Source organism: Microcystis aeruginosa LEGE 91341, from assembly GCF_015206885.1.
Taxonomy (GTDB): Bacteria; Cyanobacteriota; Cyanobacteriia; order Cyanobacteriales; family Microcystaceae; genus Microcystis; species Microcystis aeruginosa_H.
In genome coordinates this window covers 1-26,263 of record NZ_JADEXY010000060.1, presented here as the reverse complement: position 1 = coordinate 26,263, position 26,263 = coordinate 1, and the positions used below count along the sequence as shown (strand labels likewise).

Below are 26,263 nucleotides of genomic sequence, written 5' to 3'. Positions count from 1 at the left end.
CCCCTAACACCCAAATAAATATAGGAGAATCTTCATGAACGGTAATTCTAACAACGGCCACAACGGCAATGGCAATGGTAAAAGCGATGAACTGACCCAAGCGGGTAAAAACGTGGCTACTACCACGAAAAATAAAAGTATTACCCCTTCTTTACCCACTTTCAGCCCACCGGAACAATCGGTGATCCTGAAACAATCGCCCATTTGGTCGCGGACGATTATCTGGACATTAATGAGTGTCACCACTGCCGCTTTAATTTGGTCAGCGGTCGCTAAAATCGAGCAGGTGGTGGGAGCCCAAGGACAACTTAAACCCCAGGGGAAAGTGCAAGAAGTACAAGCACCGGTGAATGGGGTAGTACAGGAAGTTCAAGTTAAAGACGGCGATCGAGTTAACAAAGGGGATGTACTGGTTTTAATGGATTCCAGTGCCTCGCAAGTGCAGTTAGAATCCTTGAAAAAAATTCGCACCACTGCCGAGAAAGAAAATCAATTCTATCGTCTCTTAATGGCGCAGGATCTGACACCGGCACAAGTGGAGAGTTCGATCGCTCAATTAAAATTACCGAGTGAAATCGCCGATTTAGCCCGTAATCGTGCCGCTTTGGTGACAGAAAATCAACTTTATCAAGCACAGGTCAATGAAGGTGCCTCTAGCTCTGCTCTACAAGGGGAAGAGTTAGCCCGTTTAGAGGCTGCCCGACGGGAGTCCAATTCTCGAGAAGCGGCCGCTAGATTGGAAATGGAACAATTAGAAAAACAATTGGCCCAAACCAGGGTACAGTTGGCCGATGCCCGCTCGCAATTAATCAATGATCGCTTCGTCTTAGAAGAAATTAAGACTCGTAATGCCAATTCGATGAAACAGGGCGAAGAAAGCTTGGATATCGAGCGTAATATTCTTAAGGATATTGAACCCTTGGGGGATGAAGGCGCGATCGCACGTTATCAGATCAACAAGCAAAGACAGTCAGTCACTGACCGTCAAAATGAACTGCAGCAGCAAGAGGCTAACGGTAAAATCGATCGAGAAAAACAAGAGAAAGAAGTACAAACCCGCATCGCCGAAATTTCTCGCTTGGAACAGGAAGAAAAGCGTTATTCCCTGTTGATCTCCCAAGCGCGAGAAAAGCTAATTAATACCACAGTAATCACGGAAAAAGATGTGCGCGATAAAATGGCGGACAATCACAAACGGATCGCTGAAATCGATAGTCAAATCAGTCGCATTATCATTGATAATAACAAGCGCATTGCTGAACTAGACAGTCAAATTAGTCAAGCACAACAGACGATTAAATATCAAAAAATTACCGCCCCGATCGATGGTGTGGTCTTTGATCTCAAGGCGCGGCCTGGGTTTGTTCCCCAACCAAGTCAAGCGGAAGCATTGTTAAAAATTGTTCCCGATGGCTGTCCCACCCAGATCAAAGATGCTGCTAAAGGTTGTTTAGTGGCAGAGGTGGACGTGACTAACCAAGACATCGGTTTTGTGCGTGTGGGACAAAAAGCCGATATTCGCATTGATTCCTTTTCTTACAGTGAATACGGCGATATTAAGGGAGAAGTAATCTCGATCGGTTCTGATGCTTTACCACCGGACGAAACTCACCGTTTTTATCGGTTCCCCGTCCGGGTAAGCTTGAACAGTCAAGAGTTAGTTTTGAAAGATAAATCTACTCTGCCGCTGCAATCGGGGATGTCTGTGAGTGTTAACATCAAAGTCAATGAAAATCGCACGGTTTTGGGACTATTTACCGATATGTTCAACAAACAGGTAGATACTCTCAAACAAGTCCGTTAGGCGAAAAAATTCGGGGGTAGATCCTGCCAACGGCCCGATCCGATCGCGTTAATCGCTTCCGAGAGGTTAACTGCACCAGTATAAAGGGCGCGGCCCACGATTACTCCCGTTACTCCCAAAGGTTCCAAAGACAATAAACTCAGTAAGTCTGTCAGGGAACTAATACCCCCGGAGGCGATTACGGGAATTTCGACAGATTCGGCTAATTCTCGCAAAGCGGCGAGATTAGGGCCAGAAAGGGTGCCATCTCGATGAATATCAGTGTAGATAATCGTACTGGTTCCTCTTTTTGCCATATCTTGACCGAGCGCGATCGCATCTACTGCGGAGGTTTCTAACCAACCCCTGGTGGCTACTTTGCCATCGCGAGCATCAATACCAACAATTATTTGCCCCGGAAAGCTTTGACAAAGTTCGCTGACTAATTCCGGCTTTTCTACGGCTACTGTCCCTAAAATCGCCTTTTTTACCCCGATTTTTAGGAGATTACTGACCGTTTCTATATCCCGCAGTCCACCCCCCACCTGTACGGGAATGGCAATATCATTAAGAATTGTTTCAATAGTTGACAAATTAACCGATTTACCCTCTTTGGCTCCATCCAAATCGACTAAATGTAATCTGGTTGCCCCCTGATTGACCCATTCTCGCGCCACTATTGCGGGATTATCGTTAAAAACCTGCGATTGTTGGTAATCTCCCTGATAAAGTCGCACACATTTGCCATCGAGAATATCAATAGCGGGGATAACTTCCATGTTTTTCTCAATATCTAACTAAAGAGCGTTTTTATTATATAGTACCAGCCGTCAGAATTCAGGAGACAGGAGGCAGGAGTCGGTCGTCAGGAGATAGGGTGGTCACTGCGTGCGCATTGCGGGGGGGGTGTTGGGGTTTTAGTTGAAATTCCCCCACTTCCCCACTTCCCCATTTCCTACACCCCACTTTCCTATACCTTTTAAACGGGATTGCGGATCAGGGTGTCTTAGCCAGCTATTTTAGCTATTTCTGGTTGCTGAGAGATAATCTTCAGAATATTAATCGATTCCTAGGAGAAAAAATTCTTCTAGAATGATAAGTAAATATACGAGAGGAATTATACTCATGTCTGCTGCGAAGTTTCAAACAGCCGCTTCATTATCCGATCGAGAGCTAGAAATACTCGATTTGGTGGCTAATGGTTTAACTAATCAAGAAATCTCGGAAAAGCTAGAGATTAGTAAGCGTACCGTTGATAATCATATTAGTAATATCTTGACGAAAACAAAAACCGATAATCGGGTGGAATTGGTGCGTTGGGCATTGCATTGGGGTAAAGTTTGTCTTGATGATATTAATTGTTGTATTCTTCCTTCCCCGGTGCTGACCGATGATCAGGTTTCCTAAACTTCTTCGACTTTTGCTTGCGGTTAAGATCATCAGTCTGGGGGGATGCAGTGATGCGGGTTTTGTCACCCCTCCCCAACAGCTTTTAGGAAATACTTTAAATACCCCTTCCTCTGAAGATAATCCCCGTTTTAACTACGATGGTCGTTATCTGGTCTTTGCCTCCGATCGCAGGGGTCAACGAACGATTTATTTATTCGATCGAGTGGCTAATCGTTTAGTTCCCCTACCGGGGTTAAATCAAGCAAAAACCTATCAAGATCAACCGGATATTAGTGCCGATGGTCGTTATATTGTTTATGTGTCGGAACAGTCCGGTAAACCCGATATATATATTTATGATCGACAAACTCTGCAAACAAAAAATCTCACCGAAAATATTTTAGGAGAAGTGCGTCGTCCGACGATTAGTGGTAACGGTCGTTTTATTGCTTTTGAAAGTAATCGTTTCGGTCAATGGAATCTGGAAATATTCGATCGAGGTGGCGAAATTTCTCCTTCTTTACCCCCGATTAATTCTTCCCCGTCCCTATAATCAGTGATCAGTAATCAGTAATCAGTAAACAGTGATCGGTGAAAAGACAGCACTGTTAGTGCCATTTGATGCACACTTAATACATACTGCTCACTTAATACTCAAAACTGATAACTGATAACTGATAACTGACAAGGCCGACAGCTTTCTTTTGCCTTTGGCCTTTTTACTTGCTATAAAGTAGGTTTATTGAAGAAGTGGAGGGAATCATCATCCTATGACGATAATGACAAAATCATTTAGACAAAGACTGGCAGAGATTTTCGGGTTTGACCTGCGATCGCTGGCTTTATTTCGCATTGCCTTGGCGTTGGTGGTTTTAGTCGATTTATCAGTTCGTTTTAGCCAAGTAACTGCCCATTACAGTGAATTAGGGGTTTTACCCCTAGAAAGCTTATCAAAAGTCTCTGCTAGTCCTTTTTACTGGTCGATTTTTGCTCTCAGTGACTCGGTACTGGTGCAGAGTATCCTGTTTATTGTCGCTATAGCGATCGCAATATTGCTTTTAATTGGCTATCATACCCGTTTAGCCACGATCGCCACTTGGGCGCTAATCGTCTCTTTACATCATCGCAACCCCCTGTTACTATTTGCCGCCGATGACGTAATCCGGGCAGTATTATTCTGGGCGATGTTTTTACCCCTCGGTGCTTGTTATTCCGTGGAAAGTGCCTTAAACACCAATCCCAACCCCTTACCCAAGCGTGTGGTTTCGGCTGCCACGGTGGCTTTGATGATACAAATTTGTTATATCTATATGTGGTCAGCGGCCTTTAAAACCAAAAGTGAAACTTGGTGGCCCGATGGTACGGCCGTTTATTACTCTCTCAGTTACGATCAATACGGTACTGCTTTTGCTGGTTTCTTACTATCTTTACCGCAACAATTCCTAAAAATCCTGACCTTTTCAGCGTTAATCTTTGAATGGGTGGGTCCACTGCTAATTTTTATTCCCTTTCGCAATAGTTTCTTTAAAATAGTCGCCATTCTCTCGTTTATTCTCTTACATATCGGTTTTGGTCTCAGTTTTCATCTGGGAATTTTCCCTTTTTTGAGTGTTACCCATTGGTTGCCGATCATACCTAGTCTTGTCTGGGATTGGGGACAAAAACGGATTATAACCCCAGAAAGAGAAGGTTTAAGGATTAATTATGATCGAGATTGTGGATTTTGCAAAAAAGTTGTTCATCTTCTCCGCACTTTTCTTATTTTACCCGGCACTCCCCTGTTAGTCGCTCAGGATAACCCCTCAATATACGAGGATATGGTGGCCCAAAATTCTTGGGTAGTGGAAGATTGGCAGGGAAAACGCCGGTTTAAATGGTCAGCATTGGTTTATATTGTCAGTCTTTCGCCAATTTTCTGGTTTTTAGCGCCAATTTTGCGTTTACCGCCCCTCATGGCCCTAGGAACGAGAATTTATGAGTGGATTGCCTCCCATCGTCGTTTTATGGGCAATTTCACTAAACCTCTCAAGTTTCGTCCCCTGACGATTAAATCCTCTTTACCCTTAAATATTTTGGCAATTTTCTTCTTATTGTTGGCCAGCATCTGGAATTTACGCAGTTTTGTCCAGCAATCGGTCATTAGAGACGATTTAAATACACCTTTAATTCAATCCCTCGATCGCTTGCTCACCCGTCGTACTTTCAATACAATTGATATTCTGGCAAGAGTTACCCGTTTAGACCAGTATTGGACTATTTTTGCTCCTTCTCCCCCTCGCGATGATGCTTGGTTTGTAGCAGTCAGTCAATTAGTCGATGGTTCCACGGTAGATATATTTAGAGAAGGACAGCCGGTAATTTGGGATAAACCCACGGATAGCGATCGCAATCGTTTGTATAAAACCATGCAGTGGCGACAATATTTTATCAATCTTGATCGATCTATTGGTCGGTCAGTTTATAGAGAGTTTGGTCAGTATCTCTGTCAAAACTGGAATCAGCAGCACAGTAGTGATCAACAGATTAAATCCCTGCAACTTTATATTATGCGGGAAAGGACTGTCCCCCCCGGAGAAAAACAGGGAATCGAAAAAGAGCTACTCTGGCAGCAAAATTGTCTTTAATCAGTTATCAGTTATCAGTTATCAGTTATCAGTTATTAGTCAGATAAAAGTTATATGGCTAACTAATGCAATAAAAGACAACTAAAAATGGACAACTGATAGCCGATTGCCGAATGCTTATTTTTCCCTTTCCAACTAACCTAACTACCGCTAAACCTTAAACATCGCTAGAACCGCTCTGGAGAGTAGCGAGAGATTTTTCAAAATTCATTCTCTGTTCAGCATTGCGGAGAAAGTAACCACTCATCATTGCCGAGGCCAATAACCGGCCCAGATGTTCGCGACTGGTACTGATAGTGACACCGAAATGTTCGGAAGGAAGGTTGCCCAAAAGTCCGATAATGTTGCGTTCCATCACTTGAAAAACCTCTTGGGATTCTGGTTTCGAGAGTTGGGCAATTGTTTCGGGACTTAAGGTCTGGACATACTGCCACAAACTCTCAGAAAATTCACTATCGGTACCGAATAAATTGTGAGGGCGATCGTTTTCTCTATACACCTTTGATCTCCTTAACTCAATTTTTTTATAAACTATCCTTTTGGTTCTTCCAATTTAACAGTTTTTTGAGATAGTGGGAGTCGGTAGAACCGAACCTGAAGGGAATGGTAATCCCAAGTAGAAAACCCATCTCCGGCAAAAATCGAAAACTTAACACTGATGATAACCGATCGCTGTTCACTGATAACTTTTATTTACCCATACCTAAATGCTGGGCTTTTTGATAGACTTTCCCCTCCGTCAACAGCGACGGGGCAATCACCACTTCCACCTGTTGCATTTCCTTTAAGTTCTTAGCACCTAAAGTTCCCATACTGGTTTTCAGCGCCCCTAGGAGGTTATGAGTACCATCATCTAATTTTGCCGGTCCTACGAGGATTTCGGCAATAGTTCCCGTACTGCCCACACTAATCCTGGTTCCCCGGGGTAGAACTGGACTAGGTGTGGCCATACCCCAGTGAAAACCGCGGCCAGGGGCCTCCAAGGATCGGGCAATGGGAGAACCAATCATCACCGCATCGGCGCCACAGGCGATACATTTGCAGATATCACCGCCAGTAATAATGCCGCCATCGGCAATAACGGGGACGTATTTGCCGGTTTCCTGGAAAAAATCGTCCCTAGCGGCGGCACAATCGGCCACAGCAGTGGCCTGGGGAACTCCCACCCCTAAAACGCCGCGAGAAGTACAGGCAGCCCCGGGACCAATACCGACTAAAACCCCGGCTGCCCCAGTTTTCATCAGGTTAAGGGCGACTTCGTAGGTGACGCAGTTGCCCAAAACCACGGGAATGGGCATTTCTTGGCACAATTGCACTAAATCGAGGGGGGTGATAGCTTCCGGGGATAAATGGGCAGTGGAAACAACCGTTGCTTGAACAAAGAGAATATCGGCCGCTGCTTGGGCAACAATAGCACCGTATTTGACGGCACCAGCAGGGGTGAGGCTAACTGCCGCAATACCGCCTTTTTTTTGAATTTCTTGGATACGAAGCTCGATTAGTTGCGGTTTAATCGGTTCTGCGTAGAGTTCCTGCATTAAACCGACGAATTCTGCTTTGCCGACGGCCGCAATGCGATCGAGAATCGGGTTAGGATCCTCGTAACGGGTTTGAATACCTTCGAGGTTTAGTACCCCTAGCGCCCCCAACTCGGAGAGAAGGACGGCCATTTTAGTATCCACCACCCCATCCATAGCACTGGCGATAATCGGGATTTCCCGCTCGATATTGCCGAGAGACCAACGGGTATCGGCTAAACTGGGATCGAGGGTTCGCACTCCGGGTACAAGTGCGATTTCATCGATACCGTAAGCTCTACGGGCTGTTTTGCCCCGACCAATAATTGTATCCACGTTTCTATACTATTTCAGACCTATTTAGCCTAGACTAGCAAATTTCGCACCATCTGGAAAAGCTTTTCGGTATTATGGCAGACTAGGCCCTGGGAAAATAATCGCCGCAGTTGATCGCCTGTTCGGTGTTGGCGCTCCGGGGTTGTACACTACATTTGAGGCGATAATCGTTGGTAAAGTAGCGGCAGTGGGAGCAAGGGATGGAGTGCATCCGTCGGGCAACTTGCCAACTATCGCGCACGGCACTGGCTAAGGACCAGCAAACTAAAGCGATAATGGCAGCGGCGATTGAAAAACGTAAAATAATCCAGATTTCCATGGCGAGCGACTAAAATTACCTGATTTGAATAGGAATCAACCGAGGCAATTGGCAGAGGGTTAGATACTAAACAGTTTACTGACATCCAGACTAACCGTTAGCAATCACCAGACTTTTAAGAACATTTTCGGTCATGGCCGCTATTTGATCCAATTGTTCCTGATGGCGTTTTGCCTGTTTTTTGGCTTCTACCTTGCGTTTCAGGGCTTCCCGGGCTAAATCATCGCGATTTCTACTTAAAGCTTCGATCGCTACTCGATTCCATGTTTCTGCTTCTTGAATGGCTTTTTTGTACTGGGGTTGAATTTCATCCCAACTGACCTTAAGATTGCTTAAAGCCCCTTTTAACAGGGTTTGGGCATTGTTGGGGTCGGCTCCGATGAGGGATTTTTTCAGAGGTTCGTAGAGTCCCACCGCTTGTAAATGGGTAATAATCGGGATAAATTCTTCTATCTGTTGACTTTTGCTAATACCGGTCTTACACCAAGTGGCAAAATGCTCGCAGTTGTTAAAAAGAAGATTATATTTCTGTTCCCCCAGACGACTTAGCGCCCTTTCTACCACCACATCGGGGATAAAGGAAAATCCCACCTCTACATAGCGCACCACATAGATTTTACCGCCCCTAGCAAAGGTTTCTAGGGAAGTTCGTTCAACAATCTCGCTCGGTTTTCGGTAATGAATGACGCTACCATCACCGCAATCGATGCCATGATGGGCATAAACACCCTGAAGATTGAGCAATTCCCGATAGGCGTATATTTGATCCCCTCTAGCCATATTTTTTTAGTGATAAATTAAACAAGGAGATTATCTATTGACCCAGTTTTTCTAGTTATTACTCTTAATATTTTAGAGATTATGGATGCTTTTAGTCCCTTTCCCCCTGACTGGACAGAGAATGCTGTTCACGCCTACAATTTTTGTTGTCCTTACTGTGGCGCCAAAGCTAAAGAAGCTCAGGCCGTTTGGATCAATCGCCGCGCTCCCGTTTTAGGAGAAGATTCCCGTCGTAAATGGCAGGAATTCTATCATTGTCAATGCGATCGAGTTTGGTGGGCCTGGAGTAGTGATCGACCTGCCGAAAATAAGTAATTATCAATCGGGAATGGAAAATATGGCCGATGTCTATGTTTCTTGGGATGAATACCATCGTCTGATCGAAAAATTAGCAATAAAAATCGATCGTTCTGGTTGGCAATTTGCTCAGATTGTCTGTTTAGCTAAGGGAGGATTGCGCGTCGGTGACATTCTCTGTCGTCTTTTTCGTCAACCCCTAGCCATTCTCTACGCTGCTTCCTACGGGGGGCAAAATCATCAAATTCGGGGAGAATTAACTATTTCCTCGAATTTAGCCATGATCGAGGCCCAATTAAAGAGTCCCTTGTTATTAGTGGATGATTTGGTCGATTCGGGAATCACTCTCCAAAAAACCTCGATTTTGTTACAGGAAAAATACGGGATTACTAATATCAAAACTGCGGTGATCTGGTACAAAGCGGCATCAAGAATTAAACCTGACTATTATGTGGAATATTACCCCGATAATCCCTGGATTCATCAACCCTTCGAGCGTTACGAGTTAATTACACCCAAAGACCTCCTAGAATAAAGCGGTGATAATTGCTGTCACCACACGACTAAGACTAGATAAAACCACCACGGAAGCGGTGGCAATGATGATAGTAGTAGCCATTCTTACCATACCATCTGTACCTTTTTGATAGGCATCAAGTTTATATTCTCAGCGGTCAACTTTTTGACCAAGTTCTTCTCGCAATTGAATCAACGCCACTCTGATGTCATCATTACTGGTATTTTCGGTAATTTGCATGACCTTGATTAGCAATCAACTAACAAACCCACACACTATAGCAGATATTAGCCATAAATTACAATTTTTTATCGGGAGGAGGAGTCAATCGCCAACGCACCAAAAAACTATCAATACTTTCTAAACATTCCAAGTCATCTTTAGGTAAATAAGAATCTTTTGACAAGAAAGAAAAAGCCTGCTGAAACTCTTGACTATCAGCTTGAATCGGACTAGCAAAATGACAAGGAATAACCTGTTTAATCGGCCATTGGCAAATTCTATCAACCCATTGACTAACCTCGTCAGTGTTACGATTAAGAATCAAAGTTTGCAAAATTGGCGCTACTATTAACCTCCCCTCGCGACGCAAATTTAAAAAAGTCCTTTGCCAATCATCCCCCCATTGAAAAGGGAATAAACCAAAATAGGCTTTTTTACTCTTTTCCTTAGCAGTAAAAGCATCTCTAAACACCTTAATCCAATTGGGAACAGCTAAAACAGGAGGTTGAAAATAAAGAGCAAAAAGACAAATTCTTTGCCAACCCCGACGGCGATTTTCTGGGGTATCTTCCACCAGATCCTTAGCCGTATTTTTAGCGTGAAACAGCAGCGGATAGGGGTCTAATTCTAAAATAGCGGGAGGATTTTCTGGGATAGAAATAATGCCATCAGTCAGCAGCAGAGTTTGAGAGTAGTGATGAAAAAAAGCCACCTCCGAGAAGTATCCCACATTCAGATCAATTGCGGGTAAAATTTCATAACTAAAATCTTTTCCTAAAGGAGTAGTTGCCGAGTCAGCAGGTAAAATTTCCGTTCGTTTTGCCGGTAAACCCAACCAACTCAAAGGTAAATTAAGAGGAAAACTCCATTGATTAGGAGCAACATAAACTATAGCCTTAGGAAAATAACGAGCAAAAGGACCCACAAAAACCTTATGTTCGATCCCAGAAATCGTCGGCAAAATAATATATTTAACTTCCCCATGTTCACTTTCCAACTCACGCATTAAGCGAATACATTCAGGAGTCGGGGCCACTGGTGCATAAACAAATAAACCCCCAGATGCTAACTTAATTACCGTCATGCGAATCGGCACAACCACATAGAAAATACCCTGCAATTGCTCAAATGTCCAGAGCGTATCTTTCACCACTTCTTGGCGAATTGTCCGTCTTTGACCGTAGGGATAAAGTGGTACAATTGGCCAGAAAGGCCATGATAAATCTTGCGGACTAATTGCGGTTTTTGTCATCGTCTGATTCTATGGCTGAAAATCTCTATTTTAGTTATCATAAACCCTTCTAATCCCCATGACTAATAAACTGCCCATTGATTCTTTGGTCAATACTTGGAATAGTCTCACGGGGGAAGTGATGAAAAGACTCCCCATCGACCAGTTGACTAATACTGTCCTCCAGTGGTTTAGTGTCAGTGATAGTCAAGTGGCGGAAATTTTAGAAAAAGTCCGTCAAGAATTACCCACCACCGAGGCGCTGTTAATCGGCAAACCGCAAACGGGAAAAAGTTCGATTATTCGGGGAATAACGGGAGTTTCGGCGGAAATCGTCGGGCAAGGTTTCCGTCCCCACACCCAAAACACCCAGCGCTACACCTACCCCGCAGAAGATTTACCCCTGTTGATTTTTACCGATACGGTGGGGTTAGGGGATGCCTATCAACACACAGAGACGATAATCGCGGAATTATTGGCAGATTTAGCCGAAAATACGGGACGCGCCCAAGTTTTTATCCTGACGGTAAAAATTGATGATTTTGCCACCGATAGCCTTCTGGAAATTACCAAACAACTGCGGCAAAAATACCCTAAAATCCCCTGTTTACTGGCTGTAACCTGCCTTCATCAGCTTTATCCTCCTAATACCGCCGATCATCCCCCTTATCCTCCCGATTTCGAGGATATCAATCGCGCCTATCAAGAAATTAAAGAAACTTTTAAGGATTTATACGACAATTCTGTGCTAATCGATTTTACCCTAGAGGAAGACGGTTACAACCCTGTTTTTTACGGTTTAGAGGCATTTAGAGACAATTTAGCCGATTTATTGCCAAAAGCCGAGGCTAACACCATCCACCAACTTTTAGATCGGGAAACCAGCGATAAATTAGGCCATCTCTATCGGGACGTGGCCCGACGCTATATGTTAGCCTTTTCGGTCATAGCGGGAACCTTGGCGGCGATTCCCTTACCCTTCGCGACTATGCCCGTGTTAACCGCCCTACAAGTGTCAATGGTGGGGGTTTTAGGTAAATTATACGGTCAAGTCTTAACCCCATCCCAAGCCGGTGGAATCGTCAGTGCGATCGCTGGCGGCTTTTTGGCCCAGGCCATCGGTCGGGAATTGGTGAAATTTATCCCCGGTTTTGGCAGTGTTATCGCCGCTTCTTGGTCAGCTGCCTATACCTGGGCCCTGGGAGAGGGTGCTTGTGTCTATTTTGGCGATTTAATGGGGGGTAAAAAACCCGATCCTAAGAGGATTCAAAGGGTGATGAAAGAGGCTTTTTCTGCTGCCCAAGAAAGATTTAAAAATGTCGCTACGGGAGGAGATAAAATGTAGTTATTAGTCCCTTAAGTGTTGGAGATGAAGCAGCCTAAGACAAGTAGCATATCTTCAAGTTAGCGAGATTTTAGTAATATTGGTCAGCTTTAGCTCCACTGGAAATTTACTTGGACTTCTGAACCAGATCGATGGTTCAATACAGTTTAATATATCCCGTTCAAGACATATCAAAAATGTGCCATCAGTTTCAGTGAGTATCAGTATAATGGCTTTATGCAGTTTGACTGGGATAAAAATAAGGCAGAACGCAATCTATCAAAGCAGCCAGTCTCATTTGAGGAAGCAAAAACTGTTTTTGATGATTCTCTCTATGTTGAATTCTACGATCCAAATTATTTAAAATGAGTTGATATTATGTTAGTTAAAGGAATTAAAAAAGGCAAAATTATTGAGTTATTAGATGAAGTTGATTTTCTCGATAATGCAGAGGTATTAGTAGAAATTAGAGAGGTTAATGATTTTTGGTCAGCCTTGCAAGATTTTAGGCAAAGGGTAGATTTGGCAAGTCTTGATGATGATACTTTTGATAATTTACGGGACAAGTAAACCTTTACCCACAGTTAAAAACGAAAGGAAAAAGGCAGTAAATCCGAGAGATTAAAACGATAATTTTGCTGAGTTCCACAGATAATAATCTCCGCTTGCGGTGCTAATTCGGCTATCCATTGACGACAGGCTCCGCAGGGAGTTAACTGACTAATATCATCCTTCCCATCGATACAGGCTATAGCGATCGCCCGTACTTCTCGATCGCCCGCTGCGATTATTTGCGCTAAAGTTGCCCTTTCCGCGCACAAACTCAAGCCATAACTAGCGTTCTCTACATTAGTACCAGCATAAATCTTTTTATTTGTCAAGACCGCTGCCCCCACTCGAAAACGGGAATAGGGAGAATAGGAAAGTTTCGCCACTTCCCGAGCAGTGTCACAGAGTTGTTGTCTTTCTTGTTCAGATAGGGTCATCGGCTGCCGATAGCAGGGAGTGGGGAATTGGGGAATTGGGGAGTGGGGAGTGGGGAGTTTTCTCAGTGAACTGATAACTGATAACTGATAACTGATAACTGACTCCTAACCCCATGGTAGATGTTGGATTTTTGCAGAAGTTCTATTTTCCGACAAAGATAAGCAAAAATTATTTATTGACTGCAAAAACTTGAGAATATTTAAATTAACATTTCGCAATATTTATAAATTCTTAAGAATTAATTGAGAAAGATTTTTATTTAACAACGATGTTATCAAGGTTACAGCGATTTGATAGAATTTCATAATGGGCTATTTTGTGCTTTTTTGGGCAGCAATAGTTGAAACCCTTGCCACACCTAGAAGGTGATCCTAATTAAGACGGGTAAATCAGTCATTTTCACCCACAACGATGATCTTTTTTTTGTGTAGTTTTATTGCAAAAAAAAAGTTTTTTTGACAAAAAGCACAAATTATGATAAGGGAGAGGAGAGTTATGAATTGGGGAGAGTGATTGCCTTTATTTAGAAAACGGGTTTCTCAAAGAAACCCGTTTTCTTGTAATAGTTGGGCTAAAACTGTTAGCAATAAACCTTTGCAGTTAGTGTAATGACTTCTTCTCTTTTGCCGATTTTTCCTGCTGTTTACGATAGTTTGTTCGATTTCGCTCAATCTGATGGATTTTGGGCGAATTTCGCAATCGCTGTAGGTTAAGGGGGTGAGATCATAACAATCCGTTGCCAAAACCGACTTCTCAGAATACAATCGAGAAGAGTAGTCATTCATCACTCAGATTAGTTAAGATGATATTACATGACTAATAATATTGACCATGACCGCTTATTTAAGGAGTTAATCTCCACCTTTTTTGTCGAATTTATCGAGTTATTTTTTCCTGAATTGATGGATTATTTAGATAGAGACTCGATTACTTTTTTAGACAAAGAAGTATTTACTGATGTCACGGAAGGAGAAAGGTATGAAAGCGATTTAGTCGCACAAGTTAAGTTTCGAGGAAAAGAATCTTTTTTTCTGATTCATGTAGAGGCGCAGGAAAGTTCCCGCAAGTGGTTTAATCGGCGAATGTTTACTTATTTTGCTCGCTTTCATGAGAAATTTGTCTTACCGATTTATCCCATTGTAATTTTTTCTTATTCAAAGCCAAAAAGAGAAGCGATTAGTCAATATGTAGTCGATTTTCCCGATTTAAAAGTCTTAGAATTTAATTATCAAGTAGTGCAGTTAAATCGATTAAATTGGCGAGATTTTCTCAATTAGTCGAATCCAGTTGCTTCAGCTTTGATTGCGAAGATGAACATTGCCGAGAAAGAGCGAGCCAAGGTAAAAGCGGAATGTCTGCGCTTGTTAATTACTTTAAGGTTAAATCCAGCGAAAATGCAATTAATTTCTGGATTTATTGATACTTATCTCAATCTTAATCCAGTGGAAGAGATACAATTTCAAGAAGAGATTAGCACATTTAGTCAACCTGTACAGGAGGGAGTTATGCAAATTACCACCAGTTGGATGCGTCAAGGTATTGAACTAGGTATTGAACAAGGTATCGAACGGGGTATTGAACAAGGTATCGAACAAGGTATTGAACAAGGTATTGAACGGGGTATTGAACAAGGTATTGAACGCGGTATCGAACGGGGTATTGAACGGGAAAAGACATTGATTCTTCGTCAACTTAAACGCAAGTTAGGGGAGATTAATCCTTCATTAGAAACTAAAATCATGGAGTTAAGTATTGATGATGTCGAAGCATTAGCAGAAGCTTTATTCGATTTCTCTACAGTTGAAGATTTAATCAATTGGTTAAATACTTTAACTGCTTAGTTTAGGTTAGCGAGCGCCTTCTGACAACAACCCACTAAAATTGTCATAATGAAACAAACAACCGCTAATTATGATGAACCCTGGAAAGAAGCATTAACCGAGTATTTTGAGGCGTTTTTACATTTCTTCTTTCCCGAAGTTCACCAATTAATTGATTGGACAAAAATTCCCGAATCTCTGGAAAAAGAACTCAAACGGATTACCGCTTCAGCAAGGACAAAAAAACGTTTTGCTGACAAACTCTATAAAGTCTGGTTACTCAGGGGTGAAGAAGTCTGGATTTTGATTCATATTGAAATTCAAAGTCAATACGAAGAAAATTTCCCCCAGAGGATGTATATTTATAACTATCGTGCCTTTGATTTGTATCAGAAACCGGTTATCAGTCTCGCTATATTAGGAGATGAACGAGTAAATTGGCGACCAGATTCCTATAATTATACTATCGCTGGTTGTGAAGTCAGCCTCAAATTCCCAACAGTCAAATTACTGGACTATGAGGAAAGCTGGTCAGAACTAGAAGCAAGTAGCAATCCCTTTGCTATAATAGTCATGGCACACCTGAAAACAAAAGCGACTACTGGGAAGCTGCCAGAACGAGAACAGTGGAAATGGAAGTTAATCAGAGGATTATATGAAAAGGAGTTCGAGAGGTAACAGATAATTAAACTGTTTGAAATCATCGACAATATGATGACTTTATCCCCTAAATTGCAGTCAAATTTAGAGAGTAAAATTAAACAATTTGAGGAGGAAAGAACCATGCCTTTAATGAGTAATATGGAGTTACGAGGAATCGAACGCGGTAAAGAAATTGGCAAGGAAATTGGCAAGGAAATTGGTAAGGAAATTGGAGCGTTAGAAAATGCTCGTGATTTTGTGAAGAAAGTTTTGGAAAACCGACTAGGCGATATCCCTGGAGATATTGGACAATGTATCAATGATGCTTCAGTTATTTCGGTTTTAGAAGAGATGTTAAAAGCCGCACTTATAGTAAATTCTTTTGAGGAGTGTAGGAAGTCTTTTAGGATCATCATAAATAAGTAGTGTGGGTAATACCTACCTTAGTTAGTAAACTGTTTGAAATCATCGACAATATGATGACTTTATCAACTAAATTACAGGAAAGCTTAGAGAGTAAAATCAAACAATTTGAGGAGGAAAGAACCATGCCTTTAGTCAGTAATATGGAATTGAGAGGAATAAAACGCGGTAAGAAAATTGGCGAGGAAATTGGCAAGGAAATTGGGGCTTTACAAAAAAGCCGTGATGACATAAAAACAGTTTTAACTGTGCGGTTTGGACAGATTTCTTCAGAAATTGAAGAGATAATCGGCAAAATGACTAACCCTACTATCTTAGAAGAGCTACTAAAATTAGCAGCTACCGCTAATTCTCTCGCAGAATTTAAGCAGTCTTTGGCTAAAATCAATATCTAGAAAACGGGTTTCTCGGAGAAACCCGTTTTCTGGACTGCCAAGGAGTAAGATTGCTTTGGAGGGGGTTTTAGCGGAAATTATTCCCCTCGCCATCACCCGCTAAAATTTTCATGGAGAGGAAGTAATTCAGAGATAAGCTTCCGTATATAATATAGGCAACAAGCAGAAGCTTGGCTAACTACAGATCACCAACGACTGGCTAAACCTGAAGTTGCAAGAGCGATCGCCCTCTCACAATAACAATATTTTGAAGGCGTGAATGGGTGACTTTTGCCTTGATGGTTTGACAGTCTTCAACCCTAACCCACACCGGCTAGTTGGACAGTTGTATAATAACTGGCTGACTCGGCTCAATAATTAATAGCAAAGCAAATTGTGGGCAATGTCCACTCTACATTACTAAATTATGGTTAAAGCCAAAAGCTTTGCCAATAATTTAATTTTAGATCATTTTCTACAATTGAAAAACATATTACTTAAAGCCATGAGCAACCCAAATATTGATTTAAATCCAGCGCAGTGGAGTTTTAGAGGAAACTCATCTGATATAAGTAATGCTATCAATGCAATTACTTCTCGATTTTCAAGCGATCGCGGCAATATTATTAATGGATATTCTGCTACGAAGTTAGTCGTTGATCAATTTTTAGCTAATCCAAAAGTAACAAACCAGCAACTTATTCAAATTTCCAGAAGTACATTAGATAAATTTTCGGCTGATGATTCTACCGTTCCCACGAAATACAGCGATTATGCCACAAAACCTGGTCATTTGATGGCAGTGGACGCATTTTATATGCTTACTGGCAATCCCAAAGGCCAAGTTTCTACAAAGCTTAATGGTTTGGGTTTTACTGGTACTTCAAGTCTCCTCATTACTTATGCAGAAAACAATCCCGCACTGCTATTAGGAACAATAGAACATGATTTAACAGACTATCTTCAAGATGCAGGCGTTGCCGATCTAAACACTTCTCTTTGGGGAATAGCAGACAAAGCCGCTTCTGCGTTGGTTATGTTTGCAGAAACCTTAGTTAGTGGATATATTCCATCAGAAGAAGAAATCTTCAATGTTATGGGTACGCGCCAGTTGCCAACTAGAGAAATGGAACTAAGGCAAACTGTTACTAGGTTAGGAAATGTTAGTTCAACTCTCGCTACTAAGTTAGCAATGCACTATGGAAATGAAGACTTCGGGAGTCAATTAATTGCCGCAACTGCAACAAAAACCCTTGGCGGGTGGTTAGGAGATAATTTAGCTTATCAACTGGCAAGTGTGGGAAGCTCAATACCAGCACGAGCTTTATATACAAGACTTTATGGGAACTTTACTAATACATTATTGGGTTTTGGTAGTTCTGCAATTAGTCAAGCTTTTTCAGAGAAATTTGATATAGAAGATCCCCTTGCTCAAATTGCGATTGATCAAGTTACTGCTTCACTAACTAATCATATTTTTTCTGGGTTAACTGAGGCTGCATTTGGCAAATCGTTTGCTGTTAATTATTTAGGAGTAGATCCTTATATCAACCTCAGCCTTACAAAAGCATCAATTATTGGAGAGGTTGTTAATACAGGGTTTGGCGCATTGCAATCTTTCGCAAGCACTCAACTTTTTAATTATGTCGATAAGGTATGGACGGGGGCTGACTTAAATAATTTTGGTGCTTCGATTGGTGGAGTGATTGGTGGTTTTATTGCTCCCGGAATTGGGAACTTTTTGGGTTCAGTTATTGGTGGATGGGCGTGGGATCTTATTTTTGACAAAGATCCTCGTGCTTATTATTCTGTATATTACAATGTTGCAGCGGGTAAGTTTGTTAGTCAATTTAGCTTTTCAGCAGACGGTGGAAAAACAGAAGTGGCTCAACAGATGGCTCAATCTGCATCAGATACGCTTCAGTTGATTGCTGGCATGATTGGAGGTACTCCTTTAAGTATTACTGCCACCGAATATGGTCATTATGAAAAAGAATTTGTTTTTAATGTTGGTGGTAGTGGTAGAAATTCTTTTTCAAGTATTCAATCGGCTTTAGATAATGGCATTATCAGACAGTTAAAAACGCTGAATATTCAAGCGGGCGATCCTTATATGAAGCGTTTAATTGCTCTTCCTTCTTATAATTCTGATCTCAAAGGTCTTTTTACTGATCTCGGTGTTGCAAAGGAGTATAGTGTTCATAAAGTTGATCCCATACTCTACGGTCAGGCTATTGTAAATATTGATAATGCGGATGCACGAAAATATTTACTCGATGATTGGCGTAGGGTACAAACAAGAGCGAAGGAGTTAACGCTGAATGCTCTGCCGGGTGATGATGGGAGTGAGTTTATTGCTGGTACTGTTGGTAATGATTCCATTGATGGTGGTGTGGGTAATGATTTCCTTTTTGGTGATCAAGGAAATGACTGGTTAAACGGTGGTGCAGGTAACGATAGGCTGCAAGGAGGGGATGGGAAAGATACCCTTTTAGGTGGAGATGGAGATGATACGCTTATTCCTAATTCTTTTGATCGAGGAAGTAATGAAGATATAATCGATGGAGGAGCAGGAACAGATATTCTGATCGTTGATTATTCAACCTATGGTACTTCTGGTGGGGCTGTTGGAGGTACAGGAATTTCTAACTTTATTGCTGGTAAAATTCACAATGCCATTGTCACTGGTTGGACTACACTTACCTACAGTAATATCGAACAATTTAACATTACAGGTAGTCCTTTTGATGATAAACTTTATGGAGCTAATCTAGATGATATTTTAATCGGTGGTGGCGGAAATGATACCCTGACAGGAGGAGCAGGAAACGACTCAATTACAGGAGTCAACAGTCAAAGCACAACCCCCGGGAAGGGAGAAATTGATAATATAACAGGAGGAACTGGACGCGATACATTTATCCTTGGTGACGTTAACTGGATTGGTTATGATGATGGTAATACAACATCTGCGGGTAATAACGACTACGCAACAATTGCCGATTTTAACCCCACTGATGATATTATTCAGATTCGCGGTTCAAGTATTGACTATTTATTGACTGTTTCTGGTTCTAAGACTAATCTCTACATCAACAAACCCGGAAGCGAACCAGATGAACTTATTGCGGTTATCAATAATCAAACAGCATTAAGTCTAACTGCTAGTTATTTTAGTTATGTTTCTAGTCCTACCCTTCCTAATATCACTCTTGCGGTTTCTCCTAGTAGTGTTAACGAAGATGGGACAACTAATCTGGTTTATACCTTCACTCGTAGTGGTGTAACAACAAATGCTTTAACAGTCAATTACACCATCGGGGGGACAGCTACTTTAAATACCGATTACACTCGCACAGGAACTACCAATACAGTCACCTTTGCTGCTGGTTCATCCACTGCTAAAGTAACAATTGATCCCACTGCGGATACCACAGTTGAACCTAACGAAACCGTCACCTTAACCCTTGCTTCGGGTACAGGTTATACAATTGGGACAACTACCGCAGTTACTGGAACAATTAATAATGATGACGTTTCCCAACTCTCGATTAACAATATCACCGTTGTCGAAGGTCAAAATAGTAATGCAATTCTTACCGTCACTGTCAACAATCCAAATCCACAACCAATTAGCGTCAATTATACTACTGCACCCGTTAACGCTACTGCTAATGTAGATTACACTAGCAAGACTGGAACTCTCACCATTGCACCTAATACTTCCACTGCTACTATTAGCATTCCTATCCTCAATGATAACCTCAATGAGGCAAACGAAACTTTTGCCATTAACCTCAGTAATCCCATCAATGCAACTCTTACCAATAACAAGGGAATTGTCACCATCAGCGACACCTTAACCGCTAATGTCACAACTACCCTACCCGCTAATGTGGAAAATCTGACCCTAACCGGAACCGCAAATATTAATGGAACTGGTAACACATTAAATAACATTATCACTGGTAATAGTAGTAACAATATCCTTAATGGTGCAACAGGAATTGATACCCTCATCGGTGGTTTAGGGAATGATACTTATCAAATTGATACTACTACCGATACGATTACTGAAGATGCCAACCAAGGTACAGATACTGTTCAATCATCGGCTACTTATACCCTGGTTAATAATCTAGAAAACCTCACCCTAACTGGGACTACAAATATTAATGGAACTGGTAACACATTAAATAACATCCTGACAGGTAATAGTGGTAACAATATCCTTAATGGTGCAACAGGAATTGATACCCTCATCGGTGGTTTAGGGAATGATACTTATCAAGTTGATACTACTACCGATACGATTACGGAAAATGTCAATCAAGGGACAGATACTGTTCAATCATCGGTTACTTATACCCTCGGTAATAACCTAGAAAACCTGACCCTAACTGGGACTACAAATATTAATGGAACTGGTAACACCTTAAATAACATCCTGACAGGTAATAGTGGTAACAATATCCTTAATGGTGCAACAGGAATTGATACCCTCATCGGTGGTTTAGGGAATGATACTTATCAAATTGATACTACTACCGATACGATTACGGAAAATGTCAATCAAGGGACAGATACTGTTCAATCATCGGTTACTTATACCCTGGGTAATAACCTAGAAAACCTCACGTTAACCGGAACCGCAAATATTAATGGAACTGGTAACACATTAAATAACATTATCACTGGTAATAGTGGTAACAATATCCTTAATGGTGCAACAGGAATTGATACCCTCATCGGTGGTTTAGGGAATGATACTTATCAAATTGATACTACTACCGACACCATTACGGAAAATGTCAATCAAGGTACAGATACTGTTCAATCATCGGTTACTTATACCCTCGGTAATAATCTAGAAAACCTCACCCTAACTGGGACTACAAATATTAATGGAACTGGTAACACATTAAATAACATCCTGACAGGTAATAGTGGTAACAATATCCTTAATGGTGCAACAGGAATTGATACCCTCATCGGTGGTTTAGGGAATGATACTTATCAAATTGATACTACTACCGACACCATTACGGAAAATGCCAACCAAGGGACAGATACTGTTCAATCATCGGTTACTTATACCCTGGGTAATAACCTAGAAAACCTCACCCTAACTGGTACTACAAATATTAATGGAACTGGTAACACCTTAAATAACATTATCACCGGTAATAGTGGTAACAATATCCTTAATGGTAGTGATGGGAATGATACCTTGATTGGTGGTACTGGTAATGATACCATAACAGGCGGTGCGGGTGGCGATCGCTTCACCTTCAACAACCGCAATGAAGGGATTGATACGATTACTGATTTTCTGTCCAGTCAGGGGGATAAAATTACTGTCTCTGCTGCGGGTTTTGGCGGTGGTTTAGCCGCAGGAGTTGCGATTACAGCCGCTCAATTCGTGTTAGGAACAACTGCATTAAATGCCAGCAATCGCTTTATTTATAATACAATCACTGGAGGACTATTCTTTGATGGGGACGGGACAGGTACACTAGCAGCCATTCAAATTGCAACTCTTAGTTCTAAACCCACTCTTACCGCATCTGATATACTTGTATTAGTTTAATCTTAATACAGCTTGTCGGGTGCGTGTTTGCGGTTAAAAAGGTCTGTAAGCGTTTTCAACACCCTAGGAGAGGGGAGAGGGGAATTATGAATTATGAATTATGAATTGGGGAGAAGGGAGCGGGAAGAAGGGAAAAAAAAAGCTGATAACTGTTTACTGATCACTGATAACTGCTATTCGTACAAAATCTCATCAAAACAAGCTTCTCCCACACTGGATAAAGTCCTAGCGGCAGCTTTATCGGTTTTCGACTTCTGCACGAGGGCGCGGAATTGCTGTAGATTGTAACGAGCCTGGAATTTTTTAATCGTGCAGTCGCATAGGTCCTTTGCCACATCAGCAGCTAATCCCTCCCCACGCGCTCTTTGTAAACATTCTTGACGATAACTGTCGAAAGTAGCGGCAGTATTAGAACTTTGGCTAAGGTAAACGGCATTATTAGCCTGTACTGGCAAGCATAAAGCTAATAAACCGATAAAAGTTAGTAAATATCTTTGATTTCCCATCATAATCGCTTTTTAAAGCCTAAAATCCCCCACTAGATTAGAGAACCGCTCCATAAATTATAGATCGATCGCTTGACTCTTGGGTTCCACTCTTGGCAAACTGTCATCTGTTATGCTACGATAAATACTGCTTGATCGGCGCCATCGCCAAGTGGTAAGGCAGAGGTCTGCAAAACCTTTACCCCCAGTTCGAATCTGGGTGGCGCCTTGGCAAATATCGGCAGTCTTTCTTTTATTACCTTGTCTAAATGAAGGTTTACCAAGGTTTTACTTGATAGGCTGCCACTAGATAGCGAAAAATATACTCGACTATCTCTAAATAATTCTCGGTAGTTTCTAGAGACTCACCCCACACCGTCACGCCATGGTAAGAAATCAGTAAAGCGGGAATTTCTGGGGGTAAAGTTGATAATCTACTTTCTATTTCTGCGGCAATTTTCGGCACATCGAGATAGTTGGTAAAAACTGGCATAAATACTTGAGGATTTTCTACCCAAATACCTAAACCTTTCAACATTTCTAAGGGAGGTAACGATAACTTATCCTCACGAGCAAAACGGGAAACTAAATTCGCTTCCACCGAGTGAACATGATAACAAGCTTGTGCTTCGGGAAAGAGACAATAAATCACCTGATGAATGCTAGTTTCTGCCGAAGGACGATTATTCGGATGAGCTAATTCCCTGACTTTCCCGGTCAGATCCACGCGCACAAAATCCTCTTCTGTTAGTTTACCTTTACTTTTGCCACTGGCAGTAATCCAAAAACTATGATCATCAACTTTAGCGGATAAATTACCCGCCGTGCCAAGCATCCAACCCAGTTGATAAAATCTTCGGGCAGCTGCCACTAGAGACAGACGAGGATCGCTCATGGTTTTTAGAGATATGGTGGATAGGGAGTAACTATTATAACAAGTTGAAGCGAGCAGACGACCCACTCGTCAGCAGATTTGGTGAGGATGTCAATCTGGATAATCTCGCTCAAAACTAAACCCAAGATAGAATAGAGCGAGGAACCAGTGAGTCAAAAAGAAGATTTAACCGTGGTAAGTAGGTAGGCGTTAAAAATTATCAGATCCCCCCGCCTATCGGCACCCCCCTTATCAAGGGGGGCAGGGGGGATCGAACCTAAAATCCATTTTTAATTTAATTATAACCAGCTACTTAATGTGTTGGGAGTGTGTTAGGTTAAAGATAATTGCAGCTTTGATGAATCGAGGGTTGAGCAGTGAATAACAACTTTTTCCGCAGCTATTCTGTCAATGATTCTGGTTTGGGTTGTTTCTTATCTTTGATTTTAGTCGGATTGTTGTTAGGCTCGATCGGACTGGGTTGGTTAGTCAATAGTTTTTTAATTCTCGTGGCATTCCTGATATTTTCCCCTGTGATTGCTTGGGGGATTTTTCGCTGGTGGTTACGACGCAATTTAGTTGAAGATAGCTGTCCTGTCTGTAGCTACGAATTTACGGGTTTTAATCGCACGGAATGCCAATGTCCTAACTGTGGTGAACCTTTAAAAGTGGAAGGGGGTAAGTTTATTATTCTCACCCCTCCCGGTACGATCGATGTACAGGCGATCGAAGTACCTACCGGACAGTTAGAAGATTAGGGTCAAACCATCACCATCTAGGCACGCGCACCAAGCTGAAAGCGGGGGTTCTGAATTTTAACAACAACAGCAGTCCCAGCAGGTGAATTGACCAATGAACGAGAACTAAGCCCCAAATAATTGCAAAAATCAAACTACTAACGGCAAGAGCTTTAAAAATATCATTATCGGTCTTTTGATACCAGAGAAGACTAAGGAAGGAAAGTAGTAGGAGTAGAAGGGGAAAAAGTGGGGAGAACATGGGGATCACCATTGGGTGAGGGGACTGTCTTCACACCCATAGCTTATCATTTTCCCTTTGCCGCTACGGGTAGCAGCGGTTACATTCTTCCCTATTTGTCATAAATCTTTAGAATCAAATTAAAAAGTTTACGAGCCAGTCTTTTAGTCTAAAGGTGGCGCGACAATCATCCTCATTGTAACGTAAAATAGCCGCCAATAAAGTCCGATCTCCTGTTTTTAACCACTGGTCATACCACCAAACGCATTGATCCCCGCTTACTCCTCGATCGCGCCATTGAAAGCCAATCCAGTTGGCGAGGGATTTTAAAGAATAACTTTCCACGGGAAAAGTTACCGAGTTAACTACCTGATAGTGCAGATCAAAACAGCGAGAAACTAACTGATTAATCAAAGAAGAAGGGGTTTTATAAAGATAACCTAATCGCTTAATTGTTTCCACTTCGTACTCAGAAAAATGAAAAATTGGTGCTTGATAATCCTGCATGACTAAGGTTAAGAATTCCTGCCAAATCCTGCCTTCATCTTCTGGCTTTTCTGCCAAAAAGGGATAAAATTGCTGGGTATTAACCCGATAATCAACCCGTAAAACCCCCAAAAGATAATCTAAATTCTGTTCTGGTTCTGCTTCGATGTCAAAATAAAATTCAATCTCGGTCCTTGGTAGGGGAGACAAATAAGCAGTTTTGCCGTTGCTTTTGCGAAAGGCCCGATTTTCAATAATTGCTTGGGCCTGTAATTGTAACTGATTAGCCACCTCTAACCCCATACCCTCCCCCATACGGGTAGGACAGGTAAGCGCCAGGGATTCCATGGTGGAAACCCCCAAAGACTGTAAAAATTGGTAACGACTGGGAGTTACCCCCGGGACTAAAGAAAGATGTTGACTCGCTTGGGCGATACCATAACAGTGACTATACCAATGACATAAACTGCAACGCTGACGCGAGATAAAAACTTCTGGTTCTTGGTGATTAATCACCATTTCGCCGAACTTTTTGATTATTTCCTCTAGTTTAGTTAACCAGAGATTCAATTCCACCCGATAGCGATTATGACGACGTAGGACAATTTCCGCGTAATTGGGAAAAACTCCCTGCATACTGGCTAATAAATAGGCGTAAAAAGTAGCCAGCATCTTATATTCAGGCTTAGGACGGCGACCGAGTTGAATATTGAGGGGATAATAAATCCAATCGCCAAATTTCGACTTTCCTGCCTGTTTAATTAATAAATGGGGGGAACCGGTTAAAGAGACGGGATAGCCAGATTGTAAGAGGACTCCGTGATAAATACAGGATACCCCCTGACCCATCAAAGCTTCCGTTTCCCTAGCGGCGGCTAAAATATCGCTGGTGGGGGTAGTCAGGGAACAATAATCGGGATAGGAGTCTTGCAGGACTTTTTTAACGTGACTTTGACTCTCCTGGCGCAATTTAAGCAAAAAATCTCGCTCAGGGTCTTTTTCTTGGCTATTGCCGTAGAGATTTAAAAACCCACGGCGTTGACAACGTTGGTAGTCTAGAAGTAGATCATCGGTCAGTAGCATTCTATACAAGGAGAAAAATTAAGCTTTCCTGGACCAGTGAAGTAAAGTAAAAAATAATAAACTTAAAAAAAGGAAACATTCCCAAGTGTGTTTCCTCTACTCTAATACTATTGTGACAATTGCGACTTAATCCGTCGATAGAATTCAGCCGTCGGTCGTCAGGAAGTGGGGAAGTGGGGAAG

At 41.9% G+C, this 26,263-nt stretch carries 22 protein-coding genes, 1 tRNA gene and 4 pseudogenes; 15 read left to right on the top strand and 12 right to left on the bottom strand.

From position 1 onward, the window contains the following. Positions 1-34: 34 nt before the first annotated feature. Positions 35-1,804 (top strand): HlyD family efflux transporter periplasmic adaptor subunit, encoded by a 1,770-nt coding sequence (locus tag IQ234_RS11075; RefSeq protein ID WP_193957116.1) that lies wholly within the window; start codon positions 35-37, stop codon positions 1,802-1,804. Here the strand turns inward: IQ234_RS11075 and hisA are convergent. Further along, positions 1,801-2,562, bottom strand: a complete 762-nt coding sequence (gene hisA / locus IQ234_RS11070) for a 1-(5-phosphoribosyl)-5-[(5-phosphoribosylamino)methylideneamino]imidazole-4-carboxamide isomerase (protein WP_193957115.1) — start codon at positions 2,560-2,562, stop codon at positions 1,801-1,803. The two genes, IQ234_RS11075 and hisA, sit on opposite strands and share 4 nt — an antisense overlap. A 346-nt stretch (positions 2,563-2,908) precedes the next feature. Between hisA and IQ234_RS11065 the strand changes: the two genes are divergently transcribed. The 3 genes from IQ234_RS11065 (at position 2,909) to IQ234_RS11055 (ending at position 5,796) form a co-directional block, all read left to right on the top strand. After that, on the top strand, positions 2,909-3,190 hold the full coding sequence (locus tag IQ234_RS11065) for a helix-turn-helix domain-containing protein (RefSeq protein WP_193957114.1): 282 nt from the start codon (positions 2,909-2,911) through the stop codon (positions 3,188-3,190). Then, positions 3,174-3,725, top strand: a complete 552-nt coding sequence (locus IQ234_RS11060) for a TolB family protein (protein WP_193957113.1) — start codon at positions 3,174-3,176, stop codon at positions 3,723-3,725. Before IQ234_RS11065 ends, IQ234_RS11060 begins: the two co-directional genes overlap by 17 nt. 217 nt (positions 3,726-3,942) lie before the next feature. Further along, positions 3,943-5,796, top strand: a complete 1,854-nt coding sequence (locus tag IQ234_RS11055; RefSeq protein ID WP_193957112.1) for a hypothetical protein — start codon at positions 3,943-3,945, stop codon at positions 5,794-5,796. Between the two features lie 157 nt (positions 5,797-5,953). Here IQ234_RS11055 and IQ234_RS11050 read toward each other — a convergent pair whose 3' ends face one another. The 4 genes from IQ234_RS11050 to IQ234_RS11035 form a co-directional block, all read right to left on the bottom strand. Beyond that, positions 5,954-6,295, bottom strand: coding sequence for a DUF760 domain-containing protein (locus IQ234_RS11050; RefSeq protein WP_002771313.1), 342 nt, complete (start codon positions 6,293-6,295; stop codon positions 5,954-5,956). A gap of 190 nt (positions 6,296-6,485) precedes the next feature. Beyond that, a complete protein-coding gene (locus IQ234_RS11045) occupies positions 6,486-7,649 on the bottom strand; it encodes a GuaB3 family IMP dehydrogenase-related protein (protein ID WP_193957111.1) in 1,164 nt (387 codons plus the stop codon). An 82-nt stretch (positions 7,650-7,731) separates the two neighbouring features. Next, positions 7,732-7,968 (bottom strand): hypothetical protein, encoded by a 237-nt coding sequence (locus tag IQ234_RS11040; protein ID WP_193957110.1) that lies wholly within the window; start codon positions 7,966-7,968, stop codon positions 7,732-7,734. 90 nt (positions 7,969-8,058) lie between these two features. After that, positions 8,059-8,748 carry a lecithin retinol acyltransferase family protein gene (locus IQ234_RS11035; protein ID WP_193957109.1) on the bottom strand — a complete coding sequence of 230 codons (690 nt, stop codon included), beginning with the start codon at positions 8,746-8,748 and terminating at the stop codon, positions 8,059-8,061. Between the two features lie 81 nt (positions 8,749-8,829). On the opposite strand from IQ234_RS11035, the gene IQ234_RS11030 reads away from it, so the two are divergent. After that, positions 8,830-9,063 carry a hypothetical protein gene (locus IQ234_RS11030; protein WP_002771307.1) on the top strand — a complete coding sequence of 78 codons (234 nt, stop codon included), beginning with the start codon at positions 8,830-8,832 and terminating at the stop codon, positions 9,061-9,063. Between the two features lie 22 nt (positions 9,064-9,085). After that, positions 9,086-9,580, top strand: coding sequence for a phosphoribosyltransferase (locus IQ234_RS11025; RefSeq protein ID WP_193957117.1), 495 nt, complete (start codon positions 9,086-9,088; stop codon positions 9,578-9,580). On the opposite strand, the pseudogene IQ234_RS21790 reads toward IQ234_RS11025, so the two are convergent. Next, a pseudogene (locus IQ234_RS21790) lies at positions 9,572-9,802 on the bottom strand (hypothetical protein). The gene IQ234_RS11025 and the pseudogene IQ234_RS21790 sit on opposite strands and share 9 nt — an antisense overlap. A 58-nt stretch (positions 9,803-9,860) precedes the next feature. After that, entirely contained in the window at positions 9,861-11,036 is a 1,176-nt protein-coding gene (locus IQ234_RS11015) for a DUF4336 domain-containing protein (protein ID WP_193957108.1), read from the bottom strand. Positions 11,037-11,094: 58 nt separating this feature from the next. Between IQ234_RS11015 and IQ234_RS11010 the strand changes: the two genes are divergently transcribed. From IQ234_RS11010 to IQ234_RS11000, 3 genes are all read left to right on the top strand, one after another. Further along, entirely contained in the window at positions 11,095-12,360 is a 1,266-nt protein-coding gene (locus IQ234_RS11010; protein WP_193957107.1) for a YcjF family protein, read from the top strand. A 216-nt stretch (positions 12,361-12,576) separates the two neighbouring features. After that, entirely contained in the window at positions 12,577-12,708 is a 132-nt protein-coding gene (locus IQ234_RS11005) for a BrnT family toxin (protein ID WP_193957106.1), read from the top strand. Between the two features lie 9 nt (positions 12,709-12,717). Beyond that, positions 12,718-12,909: a hypothetical protein gene (locus tag IQ234_RS11000; protein WP_193957105.1), complete on the top strand. Its 192-nt coding sequence runs from the start codon at positions 12,718-12,720 to the stop codon at positions 12,907-12,909. A gap of 14 nt (positions 12,910-12,923) precedes the next feature. Here the strand turns inward: IQ234_RS11000 and cdd are convergent, their stop codons facing one another. Then, positions 12,924-13,325, bottom strand: coding sequence for a cytidine deaminase (gene cdd, locus IQ234_RS10995; protein WP_103112543.1), 402 nt, complete (start codon positions 13,323-13,325; stop codon positions 12,924-12,926). An 813-nt stretch (positions 13,326-14,138) separates the two neighbouring features. On the opposite strand from cdd, the pseudogene IQ234_RS10990 reads away from it, so the two are divergent. The 4 genes and pseudogenes from IQ234_RS10990 (at position 14,139) to IQ234_RS21785 (ending at position 22,175) form a co-directional block, all read left to right on the top strand. Beyond that, positions 14,139-15,167: pseudogene (locus tag IQ234_RS10990) on the top strand (Rpn family recombination-promoting nuclease/putative transposase). Positions 15,168-15,215: 48 nt separating this feature from the next. Then, positions 15,216-16,214: pseudogene (locus IQ234_RS10985) on the top strand (hypothetical protein). A gap of 20 nt (positions 16,215-16,234) precedes the next feature. Further along, positions 16,235-16,606: pseudogene (locus IQ234_RS10980) on the top strand (hypothetical protein); the annotation flags it as partial. A 406-nt stretch (positions 16,607-17,012) separates the two neighbouring features. After that, complete coding sequence (locus IQ234_RS21785) at positions 17,013-22,175, top strand: beta strand repeat-containing protein (protein WP_193957104.1); 5,163 nt, start codon at positions 17,013-17,015, stop codon at positions 22,173-22,175. 173 nt (positions 22,176-22,348) lie between these two features. On the opposite strand, the gene IQ234_RS10970 is transcribed toward IQ234_RS21785, so the two are convergent. Further along, entirely contained in the window at positions 22,349-22,684 is a 336-nt protein-coding gene (locus IQ234_RS10970) for a hypothetical protein (protein ID WP_193957103.1), read from the bottom strand. Positions 22,685-22,818: 134 nt separating this feature from the next. Here IQ234_RS10970 and IQ234_RS10965 point away from each other — a divergent pair. Then, positions 22,819-22,889: transfer RNA gene (locus IQ234_RS10965), tRNA-Cys, on the top strand. 48 nt (positions 22,890-22,937) lie between these two features. Here the strand turns inward: IQ234_RS10965 and mtnB are convergent. After that, complete coding sequence (mtnB, locus tag IQ234_RS10960; protein WP_193957102.1) at positions 22,938-23,555, bottom strand: methylthioribulose 1-phosphate dehydratase; 618 nt, start codon at positions 23,553-23,555, stop codon at positions 22,938-22,940. A 356-nt stretch (positions 23,556-23,911) separates the two neighbouring features. Between mtnB and IQ234_RS10955 the strand changes: the two genes are divergently transcribed. Continuing rightward, positions 23,912-24,292: a hypothetical protein gene (locus IQ234_RS10955; protein WP_110580269.1), complete on the top strand. Its 381-nt coding sequence runs from the start codon at positions 23,912-23,914 to the stop codon at positions 24,290-24,292. A gap of 10 nt (positions 24,293-24,302) precedes the next feature. On the opposite strand, the gene IQ234_RS21145 is transcribed toward IQ234_RS10955, so the two are convergent. Both IQ234_RS21145 and IQ234_RS10950 read right to left on the bottom strand, forming a co-directional pair. Next, a complete protein-coding gene (locus tag IQ234_RS21145; protein ID WP_002738501.1) occupies positions 24,303-24,545 on the bottom strand; it encodes a hypothetical protein in 243 nt (80 codons plus the stop codon). Between the two features lie 102 nt (positions 24,546-24,647). Continuing rightward, positions 24,648-26,081 carry a TM0106 family RecB-like putative nuclease gene (locus IQ234_RS10950; protein ID WP_193957101.1) on the bottom strand — a complete coding sequence of 478 codons (1,434 nt, stop codon included), beginning with the start codon at positions 26,079-26,081 and terminating at the stop codon, positions 24,648-24,650. Positions 26,082-26,263 lie beyond the last annotated feature (182 nt).

Bases quoted from the DNA above. Each gene is read 5' to 3' on its own strand.
- IQ234_RS11075 (WP_193957116.1), top strand. From the start codon at position 35: ATGAACGGTAATTCTAACAACGGCCACAACGGCAATGGCAATGGTAAA.
- hisA (WP_193957115.1), bottom strand. From the start codon at position 2,562: ATGGAAGTTATCCCCGCTATTGATATTCTCGATGGCAAATGTGTGCGA.
- IQ234_RS11065 (WP_193957114.1), top strand. From the start codon at position 2,909: ATGTCTGCTGCGAAGTTTCAAACAGCCGCTTCATTATCCGATCGAGAG.
- IQ234_RS11060 (WP_193957113.1), top strand. From the start codon at position 3,174: ATGATCAGGTTTCCTAAACTTCTTCGACTTTTGCTTGCGGTTAAGATC.
- IQ234_RS11055 (WP_193957112.1), top strand. From the start codon at position 3,943: ATGACGATAATGACAAAATCATTTAGACAAAGACTGGCAGAGATTTTC.
- IQ234_RS11040 (WP_193957110.1), bottom strand. From the start codon at position 7,968: ATGGAAATCTGGATTATTTTACGTTTTTCAATCGCCGCTGCCATTATC.
- IQ234_RS11035 (WP_193957109.1), bottom strand. From the start codon at position 8,748: ATGGCTAGAGGGGATCAAATATACGCCTATCGGGAATTGCTCAATCTT.
- IQ234_RS11030 (WP_002771307.1), top strand. From the start codon at position 8,830: ATGGATGCTTTTAGTCCCTTTCCCCCTGACTGGACAGAGAATGCTGTT.
- IQ234_RS11025 (WP_193957117.1), top strand. From the start codon at position 9,086: ATGGCCGATGTCTATGTTTCTTGGGATGAATACCATCGTCTGATCGAA.
- IQ234_RS11015 (WP_193957108.1), bottom strand. From the start codon at position 11,036: ATGACAAAAACCGCAATTAGTCCGCAAGATTTATCATGGCCTTTCTGG.
- IQ234_RS11010 (WP_193957107.1), top strand. From the start codon at position 11,095: ATGACTAATAAACTGCCCATTGATTCTTTGGTCAATACTTGGAATAGT.
- IQ234_RS11005 (WP_193957106.1), top strand. From the start codon at position 12,577: ATGCAGTTTGACTGGGATAAAAATAAGGCAGAACGCAATCTATCAAAG.
- IQ234_RS11000 (WP_193957105.1), top strand. From the start codon at position 12,718: ATGTTAGTTAAAGGAATTAAAAAAGGCAAAATTATTGAGTTATTAGAT.
- cdd (WP_103112543.1), bottom strand. From the start codon at position 13,325: ATGACCCTATCTGAACAAGAAAGACAACAACTCTGTGACACTGCTCGG.
- IQ234_RS21785 (WP_193957104.1), top strand. From the start codon at position 17,013: ATGGTTAAAGCCAAAAGCTTTGCCAATAATTTAATTTTAGATCATTTT.
- IQ234_RS10970 (WP_193957103.1), bottom strand. From the start codon at position 22,684: ATGATGGGAAATCAAAGATATTTACTAACTTTTATCGGTTTATTAGCT.
- mtnB (WP_193957102.1), bottom strand. From the start codon at position 23,555: ATGAGCGATCCTCGTCTGTCTCTAGTGGCAGCTGCCCGAAGATTTTAT.
- IQ234_RS21145 (WP_002738501.1), bottom strand. From the start codon at position 24,545: ATGGTGATCCCCATGTTCTCCCCACTTTTTCCCCTTCTACTCCTACTA.
- IQ234_RS10950 (WP_193957101.1), bottom strand. From the start codon at position 26,081: ATGCTACTGACCGATGATCTACTTCTAGACTACCAACGTTGTCAACGC.